Raw genomic sequence first — 15,214 nt, 5'->3', positions numbered from 1 at the left:
CGGACACGGACTCCGATTCGGACTCGGACACGGATTCGGACACGGATTCGGACACGGATTCGGACACGGACTCGGATGTCGATTCCGATGCGGACGGCGACTGCTCCGGCGCGCCGGACGTGAGCCAGACGGTCAACGAGGACGGGCTCGGTGGGCTGATCCCCACGCTCTACCTCGCGCAGTCGTTCGTGCCGTACGTCTCGACGATCACCGGGATCGAGCTGATGCTCGATGAGTCGACAATCGACTTCGGGCCGCTGACCGTCCAGCTGCGCGCCAACGGGAGCGGCGCGCCCGCGTCGTCCGCGCTCGCCTCGGCGTCCGTCGACGTCGTGCTCGGCACGACCGGCGTCTACGAGGAGTACTGCGCGGCGCTCGGCTCCGTCTCCGTGTCCGCGGGATCGACCTACTGGATCGTGCTGATCCCGAACGCGTCGGTCGCCGATCCCAACACCACCTACTGGGCGCTCCAGTACTCCACGGATCCGTACGCCGCCGGGTACAACATGTACACCGAGGACTCGGGCGCCACCTGGCTGGACCTCGCCGGCGCGGGCTATGGCGGCGACTTCTGCTTCGGCGTGTACGGGGACTGATCGCGGGAGGACGTCGGGCTCGGCCTAGAAGAGGATCGCGTAGAACTTGGCCTGGCCCTCGACCGACGCCGTCAGCTTGCCCGGCAGGCTGCCCATGATCGAGACGGTCTCGTCGAGCGCGTCGAGCGTGCAGCCGAGCAGCGCCGGCTTGATCTCGAAGTCGCCGTCGGCGGCGGCGTCGAGGAGCCCCTCGGCCGCTGCGCCCAACGTGACCGTCGGCGGCTCGATGCCGATCTTCGCGGCCGCCTCTGCGTCGTAGAGGATCTTCAGGTTTTCCATGCCCTGGATCATGCCGATCATGTTGGTCTTGAACGCCGTGATCTTGCCCATGAACTCTGCCTTGAGGTTCGCGTCCGCCTCGACATCGGCGTTGAGGACGAACTTCAGCTCGAGCGTCGGGGGCGTGCAGCTCGCGTTCGCGGAGGCGCTCGCGTTGGCCTGGGCCTGGCAATCGGCCTCGGCCTCGCACTCGGCCTGGACCGAGCACTTCGGCGCCGACACCTCGCCCTGGCAGCCGCCGGAGCAGGAGCCCTGGCACTCGCCCTTGCACCCCAGCTCACCCTGGCACTCGGCCTCGGTCTCGACCTGGGCCTTGCACTCGCCCTCGCACTTCGCCGAGCACTCGCCCTTGACCTCGACCGCGCACTCGCCGGTGCAGCTGCCGTTGCAGGCGCCCTTGCAGTCGCCGGCGCCGTCGTAGGCGGAGCACTCGCCGGAGCAGGTGCCGCGGCACTCGCCGGAGCACTCGCCGCTCGCGGTCGCCGAGCACTTGCCCGAGCACTCGCCCGAGCACTCGAGGCTTGCGTCCATGGAGACCGTGCACACCGGGATCTCGCACGTGCCCTCGCACTTGCCCTCGCAGGTGCCGGAGCACTCGAAGGAGACCTCGCCGCCCGTGCACTCCGCGTCCACGTCGCAGCCGGCCTTCGCCTGGCACTGGGCCGAGGCGGAGAACGACGCGTCGACGTTCACTTCGCACTTCGGGGGCTGGAAGTCGATCTTGAGACCACCGCTGATGTTGGCGCTGAACTCGGCGTTGATTTCGGCGACGACGTCGTCGACGAGAACATCGAATTCAATGGGGTTGCCATCGACATCGACGGTCGCGACACCGAACGCCTCGGCGAGCGCTTTGACGTTCCCCTCGAACCCGGCGTTGATCTTGCCGACGTTCATGTTGAGCGAGCCGACCGCCTTGAAGAAGGCGTCGAGCTTGGCGTCGCCGGAGATGGCGCCGTCCGCCGCTTCCACGGTGCCGCACGGGCCGCAGGCTTCCTTGAGATCCTCGCACGCCCCGCCGAGGCCGAACGCGCCGATCGCGAAGATCATGACCATCCCGATGACTTTGTACCGCATGCCGTTACCTCCATTGTTAAACGATGCTCGAAGAATATCGGAAAACGGAGCGCCGCGGGTGAAAAAAAACCGCCGGCCCCGTGAGGGACCGGCGGCGTGTGATCTTCGAACGGGACGTCGAACGACTACATGCCGATCGTGCCGACGAGGTCGAACTGCGCGTCGACCGTCGCCACGAGCGAGCCACCGGCCTCGGCGAGGATGTCGAAGGACGCCTCGAGCGCCGGGAACACGCACGCGATGCGGCCGGCCGGGATGTCGAAGCTGCCGAGGTCCGCCTCGAGCAGGACGTCGACCTGGCCCGCGATCGCGTCGACCGGCGACGTGATGCCGATCTCGGCCGCGTAGTCCGCGTCGATGAGGGCCCGGAGCTTGAACATGCCCTGGACGACCGTGATCATCCGGGCCTTGAACTCGCCGATCTTCGCGACGAAGGCGGCCTGGCCCTCAGCGTCGAGGCTCGCGTTGAACTTGTACGCGATGTCGATGCTGGGCGGCGTGCACTCGACGCTCGCCGACGCCTCGGCCGAAGCCGACGCCTGGCAGTCCGCGGAAGCCTCGCACTCGCCCTCGGCCGAGCAGCTCGGCGGGGTCGCGGTGCCTTCGCAGGAGCCGGAGCACTCGGCGGAGCAGGAGCCCTCGCAGGTCCCCTCGCACTCGACCTCGGCCGCCGGCATCTTGCACTCGCCGTGGCAGGAGCCGGAGCACTCGGCCGCGACCGCGAGCTCGCAGGTGCCGGTGCAGTCGCCTTCGCACGTGCCGTTGCACTCCATCTCGCCCTCGCCGTTCTCGGCGTAGGCCGAGCAGTCGCCGGAGCAGGTGCCCTTGCAGGTGCCTTCGCAGGTCGCCGCGGCCTCGAGCGTGCAGGAGCCCTTGCACTCGCCGGAGCAGCCGCCGCCTTCGATCTTCGCGGAGCAAGATCCCTCGCAGGTGCCGGAGCAGCCGCCGGAGCAGGAGCCTTCGCACTGGACGGAGAGCTCGCCGCCCGTACACTCGGCGCTCACTTCGCAGCCGGCCTTCGCCTCGCAGGTGGCCTGCGCCTCGACGGCCACGTTCACGCTCGCCTCGCACTTCGGCGGGACCACGTTCACGGAAATGCCACCATCGAGGTTGGCGGCGAACTCGGCCTGGATGTCGGCCTTCACCTGGGCGACCATGTCGCCGATCTCCATGTCGGCCGTCACTTCCGAGCCGAACACCTCGCCGAGCGCCATGACGTCGGCCTTGAACGACGCGTCGATGTCGGCCGTCGCCGTGCCGAGCTTGCCGACCGCCGTGAACAGGCCGTCGATGCGCGCGTCGCCGGAGATGAACGTGTCACCTTTGGTGATGTCGCCGCACGGTCCGCACAGCTTCTCGGAGGCGTCGCAGCTCGACATGAGCCCGGCCGCCAGAACCATGATCACGAATAAGCTAAAAACCTTTTTCATCTTCGTCTCCTCCTTGGTGGCGCCGTGTCAGACCGATCATTCGCGACACGCACGCGATTTTCTTGCTTGGTTTTGAACAGTACCGGAATCTTCTACCGCTGTTTCCCCCCGCGTGCAAGCGCGACGCACGACGTCACCTCGTCGTTGAATTGTTAATGAATTGACGTGGTATTTATCCAGTTTTCGCAATCATCGAATCGAATTGTTTTTTTCGACTTCGGTGTCGTCGATTGTATTCACTCGTTCGCGCTCGCCCGGACACTATGATTCGTGTGGCGCCCGCGCCGCTTGGGCAATTGACAAGCGGCGTTTTCGTGAGATAGGCTGCGAGCGTTTCAATTCATCAAGGAAAATCGACGTTTCCTCAGGTTCGGAGGTCGAGATGATGAGTTTGCGAATCCGGGTTGTCGCCTTCGTCGTGGTCGCGCTCCTGCTCGCGGTTCCGACCGCGTCCACGGCGGACACGCCGATGGTGAAGAACGGCCAGGGCATGGAGTCGAGGCTGTTCCGCTCGGCCGTGGACAACAAGGGGCACTTCTCGGTGGACGGCACGCAGATCCTGCCGCACCTCGCGTTCTCCGTGAGCCTCATGCTCGACTTCGGCTTCAACGGCTGGCCGGCGCCCGAGTTGGACAACGCCGAGGCGTACAGCAAGACCACGGTCGACAACTACATCTTCTCCGGCCTGGCGTTCAACCTCGGCCTCCTGGACATGTTCGTGGTCGGCCTGCAGGTGCCGATCGCCATCCCGAAGGGGAAGGTCTTCACCGGGTGGACGCGGGATCAGGTCGATGATCCGTGGAGGCTCGCGCAGGAGCGCGAAAACTGGAACACGAAGGGCGCCATCGGCGACATCTCGGTGCACGCCAAGCTGCGCTGGATCCGCGCGGACCGCCACCCGATAGGCCTCGGCACGGTCATCCAGTACCAGTTCATGACCATGGGCAAGCCGGAGGTGCTGATGAGCGAGCCGGGTACCGCGCTCGCGGCGAAGATGATCCTCGATTTCGAGCCCAGGTCCTGGTACCGCGGCGCGATCAACGTCGGCGCGCGCTACGCGTTCGGGACGAGCGCCGAGAACGTGCTGAACAGGAAGCACGCGCTCAGCACCGACATGGACAGCTGGTTGTCCGAGCAGCCGGGCGAAGCCGCCATCGAGCCGGAGGATCTCGTCCTGTTCAAGTACGGCCCCATGGTCACCTTCGGGTTCGGCAACACGTTCGTGCTCTGGCCGCGCATCATGGACGCGGTGGTCGAGATCTACGGCAACGACATGCTCACCGGCGGCTCGGCCGAGTACCTCTCGCTCGAGGCGAACGTCGGCCTCAAGGTCTACGTCGAGCGCAGCTCGTACCTGATGGCCGGCTACGCGCACGGCATCCCGGTCGCGGGCAGGCGCGGCGACAACGCGGGGTACGGCTTCCAGGGCCTCGAGCACCGCGTGTTCATCGGCTTCGCGTTCGAGCCGTCGATAGGCGACAAGGACGGCGACGGCATCAAGGACGACATCGATCAGTGCCCCGACGATCCCGAGGACATGGACGACTTCAACGACTCGGACGGGTGCCCGGATCCGGACAACGATCGCGACGGCGTACCCGACACGAACGACGACTGCCCGCTCGTGCCCGAGGACAAGGACGGCGACAAGGACGAGGACGGGTGCCCGGATCGCAGCGAGGGTGATCGCGACGGCGACGGCATCCTCGACAGCGTCGACAAGTGCCCGGACGATCCCGAGGATCTCGATCAGTTCGAGGACGAGGACGGGTGCCCGGACGAGGACAACGACAAGGACGCCATCGTCGACATCAAGGACGTCTGCCCGAACGAGCCCGAGGACTCCGACGGCTGGGAGGACCAGGACGGCTGCCCGGATCCGGACAACGACGCGGACCGCATCCCGGACGTCGACGACACCTGCCCGAACGAGCCCGAGACCTACAACGGCAAGGACGACAAGGACGGCTGCCCGGATCAGGGCGACGTGATCGTGACCAAGGACTCGATCAAGATCCTCAAGAAGATCTATTTCGAGTACGACTCCGCGACCATCAAGGAGATCTCGTACGACATCCTCGACCAGGTCGCCGAGACCATCAACAACAACCCGCAGATCGACCTGATCGAGGTGCAGGGCCACGCGGACGAGCGCGGCGACGTGAAGTACAACCTGCAGCTCACCGCCGACCGCGCCGCGTCCGTGGTGTCGTACCTCGTCAAGAAGGACGTCAAGGCGAAGAAGCTGCGCTCCTTCGGCTACGGCAAGTACTGCCCGGTCGATCCGGGGCACAGCGAGCCGGCGTGGGAGCAGAACCGGCGCGTGGAGTTCAAGGTGCTGTCGATCGACAGCAACCCGACCGGCGTCGAGGTCGCGTGCGAGGCCGCGAAGGCGGCCGGCGTCGTCCCGAAGTGATCTCCCACCCCTCGCGCTCGAACGCGCCGTAGCCCTGCGGAGGCGGGGAGACCACACACCCGGCACGAATCGTGCTTTACTGTGGGTGGGGACTCGAGATGTCGACGAGCAGAAAGAGCCGCCGGAAGGCCGCCGCGATCTTCGCGCTGCTCGCGATCCTGTTCCACGTGTGCCTCGTCGTCCCGCTCGGGCGGATGATCCTCGAGTACATGGAGCCGGCGCCCGGCAGCGGCGAGCCGGTCGTCGTCGACCTGTGGAACGGCCCGCCTCTGCCCGAGCCGGAGCTGACCCCGGAAGAGGAGCTCGAGGAGTACGAGCCGGAGGCGGAGATCCCGGACGGCGAGGTGGTGCGCGTCCCGAAGCCCGTCGTCGCGCAGCGGCCGAAGACCAAGCCGCGGTTCCTCGCGGAGCTCGACTCGCGGGCCGAGCGGGAGACGCGATCGAGGTTCCGGACGCCCGGGCCGGCGAACGTCGCGCCGGCGCCGCAGCTCGGCGGGAAGGGCGCGGACTCGGCGACGACGCCGGGCGGCATGCGGCTCGAGGAGCACGGCGTCGCCCCGATGCCGTCGGAGCTCGAGCGCGAGCCGGGCGGGACGTTCTCGACCGCCTTGCGCGCGCCGTGGTCGCCCGAGAACCTGAGCCTCAACCCGAGCCGCGAGGCGATGTCCGGTGCGATCGCCGGCACCGGGCTCGATCACCTCGAGGACGTCATCGACGGCGACGCGACGGTCGTCAACACCGCGGGCTGGGAGTTCGCGTCGTTCTTCAACCGCGTGAAGAGCAAGGTCGAGCGGTTCTGGAAGCCCGGCGCCGAGTACAGGCGGCGCGATCCGTACGGCAACATCTACGGCCACAAGGACCGGGTGACCGTGCTGCTCGTCGTCCTCGAGCCGGCAGGCGGGCTCAGGAAGCTGTACGTCATGGAGCCGAGCGGCGCGCCGTTCCTGGACGACGAGGCGTACGAGGCGGTCGAGCAGGCGGCGCCGTTCCCGAACGTGCCGGCGGGGCTCCGCTCGAAGTCGGACGGGCTCGTCAAGTTCACGTTCCACTTCGTCGTCGAGATCGGCGAGGCGCCGATCGTCCGCATGCGGCGGTACGAGTAGGGGCGAGGCTCGCCTCGCCCGCGGCGTTCACAGATGCGCGGCGATCGCGTCGAGCGCGGCCACCCGCGACGCCCCCTCCGGCACGAGCGGCACGATCCCGATCGCCTCGAGCCCGTCCCAGCCATCGCGCACCTCGACGATGCGCTCGGACTCGCGGTCGAACGCGGCGTTCCACTCGGCGTTGAGCGCGGCGAGCGCGTCCGCCTCGGCGACGCCCGGCGGCGGCATCGGGACGCGCGGCGCGTGGCACCTGTTGAACACGACCGCGAAGACCGCGGGCCCGGGCGCGGAGAGGCGCTGCCGGAACTCGCGCGTCTCGCGCATCGTCGCCTTGTCCGGGGTCGTGACGAGGCAGAACGCGACGTCGTCGCCGTGGAGCACCTTCTCGATGGCCTCCGCGCGCTCCGAGAAGCTCCCGAACAGGTCCGACAGGGCGTCGACGAACCCCATCATCTCGTCGAGCAACTCGCCGCCGGTCACCTTGGAGATCGCGCGGAGCACGGCGCGCGCCCAGCGGCCGACGAGGTCGAAGCCGAGCCGGCCGGGGCCGGCGTAGGCCCGCCGCATGACGCGGACGAGCGGCCCGTCGAGCGCGTCCTTCATCCGCCGCGGCGCGGTGAAGAAGTCGATCGCGTTCGCGGTGGGCGGGGTGTCGAGCACGATGAGATCGACGTCGGGGTGGCCTCGGATCTCGCACAGCTTCTCGAGCGCCATGTACTCGTGCATGCCGCTCAGGGAGCTCGAGACGTAGCGGTAGAGCCGGTTCTCGAGGATCCGCCGCGCGCGCTCCGGGCTCGAGGAGCGCTCCTCGACGAACCTGTCGAAGGTCTCCTTGGGGTCGAGCATCCCGAAGGCGAGGCGCCCGCCCTCGGCGACGCCGCCGCCGAGCGTTCCCGTGATCTCCTTGAGCTCGCCGCGGGTGCCGGAGCTCGCGACGCCGAGACTGTCGGCGAGCCTGCGCGCCGGATCGATCGTGAGGCACGCCACGCGCCGCCCCTCCCGCGCCGCGCGCACCGCGGTCGCGGCGGAGAGCGTCGTCTTCCCCACGCCGCCGGCGCCTACGAAGACTATCACGCGCCGGTCCCCGATCGCGCCGAAGAGCGGTTCCGTGCCCGCGTCGCGCCGCCGGGTCATCTGGAGATCTCCCACGCCTCCCCGACGAGCGTGATCACGAAGGGGGCTGCGGTCGGGGCGCCGGTCGCGTCGAAGCCCTCGAAGCGCGCCGCGGCGCCGAGATCCGCGCCGTCGCCCGCGCCTCTCGCGCGCAGCCAGGCGGCGATCGCGGTCCGGCCCTTGGCGCCGCCCCTGGAGATCGCCGCCTCGAGCAGCAGCGCCGCGTCGTGCCCGTACGCCGCGTAGTGCGACGGCTCGGCCCTGTACTCGGAGCGGAACCGCTCCGCGAACCGGGCCGCCGCCGGCATCGCCGTCTCGAAGAAGTGCGACACGAAAAGCGCGCCCTGCAGATATCTCCCGGCGCGGCGCACGAGGTCCGGGGAGAGGCCGACGGCCGGCGCCGCGAGGATCCCGCCCGGCTTCGCCGCCCCCGACGCGCCCTGGGCGGTTCGGAGCACCCCCGCCGCCGCGAGCGCGGGCGCCGCGAGGGCGATCCGCGACGCCGCGTCCGGCACGAACACGACCTCGACCCCGCGGCCCGCGAGCTGCCTCGCGAACGGCGTGAAGTCGGTCGTGCCCTCGGGATAGGCGATCTTCGCGAGCGGCTCGAGGCCGAACCGAACGAGCTGCGCCGCGTAGAGATCGCGGAGCACCGCGCCGTAGCCGCTGTTCGGGTAGAGGATGGCGTGGCGCTTCGCGCCGGTGGAAGCGGCGGCCTCGACGAGCGCCGCGATCTCCGCGCGCGGCGACGGGAAGATCCGGAACGCGCCGCCGGTGACGAGATCGTCCTGCGGGGCGAGCAGCAGGAGCGGCACCCCGAGCTGCGCCGCGCGCGCCGCGACGCGCTCCGCCTCGTCGCCGTCCAGCGGGCCTATCAGCGCCGCGACGCCGGTACCCACGACGAGCTCCTCGGTCACGTCCCCGGCGCGCTCCGGGCTGCCCTCCGTGTCGCGCACGACGATGGAGAACGCGCGCCCCTCCGGGGTCTGCAGCTCCTTGGCGCCGAGCATCACGCCGCGCAGCGCCGCCTCGCCGACGACCCGCGATCGGCCGGACAGCGGCAGGATGCACCCGATGGAGGCGAGATCGACGCGGGATCTCTTCTCGATGAGCAGGGCGACGTCGGCCACCCCGGCGTCGGCGTCCCTCCCGGCGTCGACGAGCTCGGCGAGCGCGGCGGCGGCGCCGTCGAGATCGCCCCGATCGTAGCGCGCGCGCACGAGCCGGCCGAAGACCCGGGGCCAGGTCGCGCCGCGCGGATCGACGGTCGCCGCGGCCTCCTCGAGCCTGTCGGGATCGTCGACGCCGACGAGCAGCGCGTCGAGCGCCGAGCGCGCCGCCGCGACCCCGTCGTCGGCGGGCGGGAGCGCGAGGTACGCGTCCAGCCACGTGAGCGCGCGCCCGAGATCGCCCTGCGCCACGGCCGCGCGCCAGAGGCTCGCGAGGAGGAGCTCGTTCTCCGCGGGATCGGTCAGCGCGCCGAGGAACGGCGTCAATAGGCGCGTCGCGCGGTCGTGCTCGCCGAGGGCCGCGGCCGCGATCCCCTCGTACAGCCGGGCGCGCTCCTTCGTCAGCCTGTCGACCCTCGCGCCCTCGAGGCTGGCGCAGAGCTCCAGCGCCGCCTTCGGGGCGCCCTGCGCTATCGCGATGCGGGCCCGGAAGACGACCGCGCCGCCGTAGAGCGGATCGCGCGCGAACTCTGCGGTGAACGCCGCGAACGCCGCGTCCGCCCGCGCGAGCTCGCCCGCGTCGTAGAGCGCGACCGCGGCGTCGAACGCCCGCTCGGCCTTCGGGTCGTCGCTGAACACCGCGAGGCTCGCCTTCGCGGCCCCGGGGGCCGGGCAGCCCGCGGCGAAGAACGCGATCGCCGCGCACGGGAGGACGAAGGTGGCGAGCCGCGTCATGGGGGCCAGTCTAGGGGCCGCCGCGCCGCCGGGCAAGACAATGGCGCGGTTCAGGCGAGGATGCGCGCCACGCCGCGGCCGCCGAGGGCGAGCTCCGGTCCGAGCACGCACACGAGGCCGCCGACGGCGCACAGGTACAGGGTCCCGTCGCCGGTCGGCAGGGGCGCGACGGTGACGAGCCGCTCGCCCGCGGTCGTCGGGATCGCGCCGTGCCACAGCCGGCCGTTGCGGACGAGCGTCGGCGCGAACGCCGCGATCTCCTCGGCCGCCGCGTCCTCGCCGACCTCCGCGAGCGGGAGCCCGTCCCTCTGCGTGAGCACGAGCGCCGTGCACGCGGCGCGCTCGGCCGTGGCCTCGAGCTGGAGCGCGAGCGCTTCCAGGGTGTCGTCGCTGCGCCGGAGTCGTCGTTCTGTCAGCATGGGGGCCTCCATTATTGTCCTACATCTGACCACATCATGCCACCTTGACCTCCGCGGCGCAACTAATCCAGCAAGAGCCCGTGCAGCGCCCGGACCGCGGCCGCGATCTCGCGCTCGTCGACGAGGAACCCGACGTTGATCGCCGCCGCGCTCTGCGAGACCATCTCGGCCCGGATCCCCTCCGTGGAGATCGCGCCGAAGATCCGGCCGAGCGCCGCCGCGTTCCCCGAGAGCTCCGCGCCGACGACGCAGACGATCGCCTTGCCCGCCCCGATCTCCACGCGGCCGAGCCGCCCGAGCTCGTCCGCCGCCGCGCGCAGCCTCGCGGGATCACAGCCGCTCGACGTGACGAGCGACACGGTCGCCTCGGACGTCGTCGCCATGTGGATCCCGACGCGGTGCCGGCACATGACGTCGAGCGCCGCCGAGAGCAGCTTCACCGCCGAGGTGTGGCGCGGCGAGCCGAGGTGCACGAGCGCCACGCCCTCCTTGTAGACGACGGACTTCGCCATGCGGCGGGTGAGCTGCGGCTCGGAGACGATCCGCGTGCCCGGCGCGTCGGGGTTCGCCGTGTTGAGCACGCGCACCGGGATGCCGCGCCGGATGGCGGGCACGAGGGTGCTCGGGTGCAGCACCTCGGCGCCGTAGTACGCGAGCTCGCTCGCCTCGTCGAACGAGAGGAGCGGCAGGTTCTCGGCGCGGGCGTCGAGCGACGGGTCGCAGGTCATGACGCCGTCGACGTCGGTCCAGATCTGCACCTCCTCGGCGCCTAAGGCGGCCGCGACGATCGAGGCCGAGTAGTCGGAGCCCGAGCGGCCGAGCGTCGTGACGCTCCCGCTCGCGTCCGCGCCGAGGAACCCGGTGATCACGGGGGTCGCCGGGCGCCCCGCGAGCGCCGCGCCGATCCTGTCGTACGCCTCGTCGAGCGGGCTCGCGCCGCCGTGCGCCGAGTCCGTCAGGAGGCCTATCGCGAAGGCGTCGTGCGGCTCCGCCTCCATCCCCGCGGCGGCCAGCGCGGCCGCGAACACCCGCGCGGAGATCCGCTCGCCGAACGACATCGCGAGGTCGCGCGTCCTGTCGGTCAGCTCGCGCGTCAGGCTGACGCCGGTGAGCAGGGCGCGCAGCTCGGACAGCAGGCGCTCCACCTCCTCGACCCGGACGCCGAGCCCGTCGAGCAGCGCCGCGTGGAAGCGCGCGATCTCGCCGCAGTCGACCTCGCCTAGGAGCGCCGCCTCCGCCGCCTCGAGCAGGAGCTCCGTGGTCCCGCCGCACGCGGACACCACGACGGCGGGGCGCCGCCGCCGCTCCTTCAGCACGAGGCCTGTGCACCGCGAGATCCGCTCGGCCGATCCGAGCGAGCTCCCTCCGAACTTCATCACGATCACGGCGCGCCTCCTTCCTCCTCGCGCGCGCCCGGGAGCGGCGCGACGGGCCGACCGAGCCGGAAGCTGCCGGCCCGGATCCAGGACTTGAGCGTCTCCGCGATCTCGCGGGCCTTCGCGTAGCTCGACAGCGACGCGGTCGCCACGCGGCGGCCGCCGAGCGAGATCTCGCCCGAGCGCAGCGCGGCGTAGGTGACGTACGCCAGCGGCTCCGGGCGGTTTTCGGGGTAGTCGCGCGAGTAGTCGATCACCGGCGCGAAGAGCTCCGCGTCCGAGACCGCGGTGGAGAGGGCGAGCTCCTCGTCGAGGATCGGGATCGGCACGCCGACGCCGACCGCGAGGGTGGTCCCGTAGCCGACCATCGAGACGCCGCGCAGGAAGCCGGCGCTCATCCGCTTGAGATCGCCCGTCACCATGAGCGTGCCCGCCCCGCCTTTGGGCGCGCCGCCGAAGGTGCGCGGGACGTCCGGGTCGTGCTGCGTACCCGGGCCCGCCACGAACCCCACGCCGCCGCCGAGGAAGATCCGCGTGCCGACGCCGATCGTCCGGTAGCGCGGATCGTTGAGCAGCGGCGACAGCTGCCCGGCGCTGCAGAACGTCGCGTTCGCGAGCCCGGGGCCCAGCACCCCGAGGTACGTGTAGATCTCGCGCCCGCCGTGCGCGTTCACCGCGACGTTGTAGTTCTGATAGGCGTTCCGCGGGTTCCACAGCACGGCGTCCCGCAGGTCGCGAAGGCGCAATTTCGATCGCAGCTCGCGGCGCGGGTAGCAGTCGGTGCCGTACGCCTCGGCGACGAGCTCGACCTCCTCGCCGCGCACGAGCGCCTCGATCGCGTGCCCGCCGCCGTACTCGAACCGCCCGGGGAAGCCGTCGTTCAGGGGATCCCCGTCACGGACCTGCGCCGCGCCGAGGTAGAGGTCCACCGCGGCGAGCCCGCCGTACGCCTCCACGCCGTTGATCCGCGCGCGCCGAATCTTCATGCGCGGCGTCGTGTGGCCCACGTTGAGCAGGGCGCCGCTCGAGCACATCGGCCCGAAGGTGCCGGTGGTGACGACGTCCACGTCCCGCGCCGCCGCGCCCGCGCCCCTCTCGCGCACCACGTCGATCATCTCCTCGGCCGTGATCACGACCGCCCGCCCGCGCCGGATCTTCTCGTTGATCTCCTCGTAGCTCTTCGCCATCACGCCGCCTCCTCCCGCCCGCGTCGGCGCAAGACGAGCTCGAGCGCGCCGTACCCGCACGCGTCCACGCACCGCCCGCACGCGGCGCACCTCGAGGCGTCGAGTCGCACCGTGAAGCTCGGCCGCGCGACCGTGAGCGCGCCCGCGCGGCACTGCGCGACGCACGCCGTGCACTCCACGCAGGCGCCACCGTCCTTGTTCAATGTCCGTTTCGGCATCGGCTAGTTCCCTCTGCTCTCCACGAGCTCGAGATCTCCCCACAGGGCCAGCCTGTCGCCGCAGCACGCCACGAGCCCGTCGATCCCCGGCCCGCCGCTCGCCTGTTCCACCGCGGGCCCCACGTCGGCGGGCGCCCGGATGCGGTTCGCGATCGCCGTGGCCGCCGCGTCGGCGATCGCCGCGCTCCTCGCGACGACGACCACCGCGTCCGCCCGGCCGAACGAGAGCGACGGCCCGACAACCCCCGACGAGGTGCAGACGCCGACGCCGCCCCGCGAGTCGACGGCGAAGGCGAGCCGGTCGCGGAACGGCGAGCGCTCGCCCGCGTACACCGCGCAGCGAATCTCGCCGCCCGTTCGTGCCCAGATGTCGCCGCCGTTCTCCACGATCACGTCCTCGCCCGGCCGCGCGATCGCCTCGCCCACGCGCTGCGCTATCGCGCCGGCCACGGCGGCCATCGGCCCGACGTCCCAGAGCGACGCCGCGTCCGCCATGGCGCGCACGATCCCGGGCGCGTCGCCGCGAACGTCGAAAGGGACGAGCAACGTGCGGTACGCGGGGTGGCTGGCGATGTGGCGCTCGAGCTCCCGGCGCGCTCCGGCGAGGGCGCGCAGGGCGGACGCGCGGCGATCCTCGGCGCACTGGATGTCGAGATCGCTCTCGCCCAACCTGACTCTGAACCGCGCCGCCGAGCCGCGGCCCGACCAGCTTCTATAGGTTCGCTCCGTGTACACGGGAGCGCCTCCGTTCTCCGTCGTCGTTTCAGGGGTTCCGGGTCGCCCCGGTGTCCGCGGGGACGCTCGAGGAGCGGATCGCCGCGGTCACCGAGGCCGGCGCATGGCCATGCAGGGCAGGATCGGGCTTTGCGAAGTGTCGAGCACCGGGGCTTCCTCCGGGTGATGGACGAACATTATTTGGAACAATCGGCAGAAATGGTCAATGGAAAAGAATAAAATTCGGACGGCCTACTCGTCCTTGGCGAGCCCCAGCCAGCCGAGCACGGCGAAGTCGGGGATCGGAACCACTCCGGCGGCCGCGGTCACGGTGCCGCACGCCTCGAAGTGGCCGAGCTGGAGGTCCTCGGAGGCGTCCGGGCACGCGACGAAGTTCGAGCTCGCGAAGTCGCCGAGCAGGTAGTAGGAGCCCGTGTCGCCGTCCGTCCAGCCGACCGAGGCGGCGTCGATGCCGAGCGAGAGGCCCTCCGCCTCGTCGGGCACGCTCCAGAAGTACGGCGAGAAGAAGAAGAGCGCGTCCAGCGTCACGCCCGCCGGCACGAACCGCGGGGTGTCGCCGTCGAGCGGGTGCGAGAAGACGCGGATCTCGCAGTCGGTGTCGCCGAGGCCGCCGGCCGCGACGTCGAAGCTCACGCCCTCGAGATCCGTGACCGTCGCGCCGCCCGCGGCCGTGTACGCCGCGCCGTCGGTCGGCAGCGTGAAGCGCGCGAACTCCCCGAGGTCGTACTCGAACTCGGCGGAGATCTCTTCCTGGGTCGGGGCGAACGCGAGCGAGTAGCGCGTCTGCGTGTCGGTGTTCGCGTCGGGGTTCTCGCCGATCGTCACGTGGATGTCGTCCTCGTTGGACAGCGGGAAGGACATGCACGTCGTGAAGTCCTTGGAGATCGTGCCGTCGGTCTCGACGGTCATCGGGATGCACGCCGGGGCGCAGATCTGCGCGGTGAGCGCCGCCGCCGCGCTCTCGGAGGTCACGTGCCCGACGACCCGGTTGAAGCACGCGGTCTTCGTGTCGTCGGCGAGGCACGCCGTGCAGTCCGCGTCGCCGTCCGTGTCGGTGTCCGTGTCGGAGTCGGTGTCGGTGTCCGTGTCGGTGTCCGCGTCCGTGTCCGCCGAGCCGCCGTCGTCGTCCCCGCACGCCGCCGCGAGCGCGCCAATGGAGCAGGCGCCGAGCACAACGATGACTATTTTCGTGAAAAGCGTCTTCATCTTCGTCCCCTTTCCCTGGCGGGAGATCCGGCCGAAAGAACGGCCGGGATTCATAGAGTATCTGTCTTATTTGTGGTGCGGGTGCAAAAGAAAGTTTATCAAAAAGGGATGAAGCGGCAACGAACCCAAGCCCCCGCCGCGCGCACCCGGAGCGG

At 70.5% G+C, this 15,214-nt stretch carries 13 protein-coding genes; 3 read left to right on the top strand and 10 right to left on the bottom strand.

Features of this window, described 5'->3' with window-relative positions; translation table 11 throughout:
- Positions 1 to 596, top strand: a 596-nt coding sequence (locus M0R80_22295; GenBank protein ID MCK9462365.1) for a hypothetical protein, incomplete at its 5' end; no start/stop codon positions are given.
- Positions 597 to 620: 24 nt separating this feature from the next.
- On the opposite strand, the gene M0R80_22290 is transcribed toward M0R80_22295, so the two are convergent.
- Positions 621 to 1,952, bottom strand: a complete 1,332-nt coding sequence (locus M0R80_22290) for a hypothetical protein (protein ID MCK9462364.1) — start codon at positions 1,950 to 1,952, stop codon at positions 621 to 623.
- 125 nt (positions 1,953 to 2,077) lie between these two features.
- Positions 2,078 to 3,382, bottom strand: a complete 1,305-nt coding sequence (locus M0R80_22285) for a hypothetical protein (GenBank protein MCK9462363.1) — start codon at positions 3,380 to 3,382, stop codon at positions 2,078 to 2,080.
- Between the two features lie 382 nt (positions 3,383 to 3,764).
- Here M0R80_22285 and M0R80_22280 point away from each other — a divergent pair, with 382 nt between their 5' ends.
- Both M0R80_22280 and M0R80_22275 read left to right on the top strand, forming a co-directional pair.
- Entirely contained in the window at positions 3,765 to 5,798 is a 2,034-nt protein-coding gene (locus M0R80_22280) for an OmpA family protein (GenBank protein MCK9462362.1), read from the top strand.
- 98 nt (positions 5,799 to 5,896) lie between these two features.
- Positions 5,897 to 6,901, top strand: coding sequence for a TonB C-terminal domain-containing protein (locus M0R80_22275; protein MCK9462361.1), 1,005 nt, complete (start codon positions 5,897 to 5,899; stop codon positions 6,899 to 6,901).
- Positions 6,902 to 6,928: 27 nt separating this feature from the next.
- Here the strand turns inward: M0R80_22275 and M0R80_22270 are convergent, their stop codons facing one another.
- The 8 genes from M0R80_22270 to M0R80_22235 all read right to left on the bottom strand — a co-directional run bounded on the left by M0R80_22270 (position 6,929) and on the right by M0R80_22235 (position 15,059).
- Positions 6,929 to 8,035, bottom strand: coding sequence for an ArsA family ATPase (locus tag M0R80_22270; GenBank protein ID MCK9462360.1), 1,107 nt, complete (start codon positions 8,033 to 8,035; stop codon positions 6,929 to 6,931).
- Complete coding sequence (locus tag M0R80_22265; protein MCK9462359.1) at positions 8,032 to 9,918, bottom strand: ABC transporter substrate-binding protein; 1,887 nt, start codon at positions 9,916 to 9,918, stop codon at positions 8,032 to 8,034. Before M0R80_22265 ends, M0R80_22270 begins: the two co-directional genes overlap by 4 nt.
- 50 nt (positions 9,919 to 9,968) lie before the next feature.
- Positions 9,969 to 10,337 carry a hypothetical protein gene (locus M0R80_22260; GenBank protein MCK9462358.1) on the bottom strand — a complete coding sequence of 123 codons (369 nt, stop codon included), beginning with the start codon at positions 10,335 to 10,337 and terminating at the stop codon, positions 9,969 to 9,971.
- Positions 10,338 to 10,399: 62 nt separating this feature from the next.
- Positions 10,400 to 11,713, bottom strand: a complete 1,314-nt coding sequence (locus tag M0R80_22255; protein ID MCK9462357.1) for an aspartate kinase — start codon at positions 11,711 to 11,713, stop codon at positions 10,400 to 10,402.
- Positions 11,714 to 11,718: 5 nt separating this feature from the next.
- Positions 11,719 to 12,900, bottom strand: coding sequence for a homocysteine biosynthesis protein (locus M0R80_22250; GenBank protein ID MCK9462356.1), 1,182 nt, complete (start codon positions 12,898 to 12,900; stop codon positions 11,719 to 11,721).
- A complete protein-coding gene (locus tag M0R80_22245) occupies positions 12,900 to 13,118 on the bottom strand; it encodes a 4Fe-4S dicluster domain-containing protein (GenBank protein MCK9462355.1) in 219 nt (72 codons plus the stop codon). Before M0R80_22245 ends, M0R80_22250 begins: the two co-directional genes overlap by 1 nt.
- Before the next feature lie 3 nt (positions 13,119 to 13,121).
- Complete coding sequence (locus M0R80_22240) at positions 13,122 to 13,853, bottom strand: UPF0280 family protein (protein MCK9462354.1); 732 nt, start codon at positions 13,851 to 13,853, stop codon at positions 13,122 to 13,124.
- 231 nt (positions 13,854 to 14,084) lie between these two features.
- Positions 14,085 to 15,059, bottom strand: coding sequence for a hypothetical protein (locus M0R80_22235; GenBank protein ID MCK9462353.1), 975 nt, complete (start codon positions 15,057 to 15,059; stop codon positions 14,085 to 14,087).
- Between the last annotated feature and the right edge of the window lie 155 nt (positions 15,060 to 15,214).

The organism is Pseudomonadota bacterium, assembly GCA_023229365.1.
In the GTDB taxonomy this organism is placed as follows: Bacteria; Myxococcota_A; Polyangia; order JAAYKL01; family JAAYKL01; genus JALNZK01.
This window is presented reverse-complemented; position numbering and strand designations above follow the sequence as displayed.

Excerpts from the sequence above, each read along its gene's own strand:
- M0R80_22275 (MCK9462361.1), top strand. The coding sequence starts at position 5,897 with ATGTCGACGAGCAGAAAGAGCCGCCGGAAGGCCGCCGCGATCTTCGCG.
- M0R80_22235 (MCK9462353.1), bottom strand. The coding sequence starts at position 15,059 with ATGAAGACGCTTTTCACGAAAATAGTCATCGTTGTGCTCGGCGCCTGC.
- M0R80_22265 (MCK9462359.1), bottom strand. The coding sequence starts at position 9,918 with ATGACGCGGCTCGCCACCTTCGTCCTCCCGTGCGCGGCGATCGCGTTC.
- M0R80_22255 (MCK9462357.1), bottom strand. The coding sequence starts at position 11,713 with ATGAAGTTCGGAGGGAGCTCGCTCGGATCGGCCGAGCGGATCTCGCGG.
- M0R80_22260 (MCK9462358.1), bottom strand. The coding sequence starts at position 10,337 with ATGCTGACAGAACGACGACTCCGGCGCAGCGACGACACCCTGGAAGCG.
- M0R80_22245 (MCK9462355.1), bottom strand. The coding sequence starts at position 13,118 with ATGCCGAAACGGACATTGAACAAGGACGGTGGCGCCTGCGTGGAGTGC.
- M0R80_22285 (MCK9462363.1), bottom strand. The coding sequence starts at position 3,382 with ATGAAAAAGGTTTTTAGCTTATTCGTGATCATGGTTCTGGCGGCCGGG.
- M0R80_22280 (MCK9462362.1), top strand. The coding sequence starts at position 3,765 with ATGATGAGTTTGCGAATCCGGGTTGTCGCCTTCGTCGTGGTCGCGCTC.
- M0R80_22270 (MCK9462360.1), bottom strand. The coding sequence starts at position 8,035 with ATGACCCGGCGGCGCGACGCGGGCACGGAACCGCTCTTCGGCGCGATC.
- M0R80_22250 (MCK9462356.1), bottom strand. The coding sequence starts at position 12,900 with ATGGCGAAGAGCTACGAGGAGATCAACGAGAAGATCCGGCGCGGGCGG.
- M0R80_22290 (MCK9462364.1), bottom strand. The coding sequence starts at position 1,952 with ATGCGGTACAAAGTCATCGGGATGGTCATGATCTTCGCGATCGGCGCG.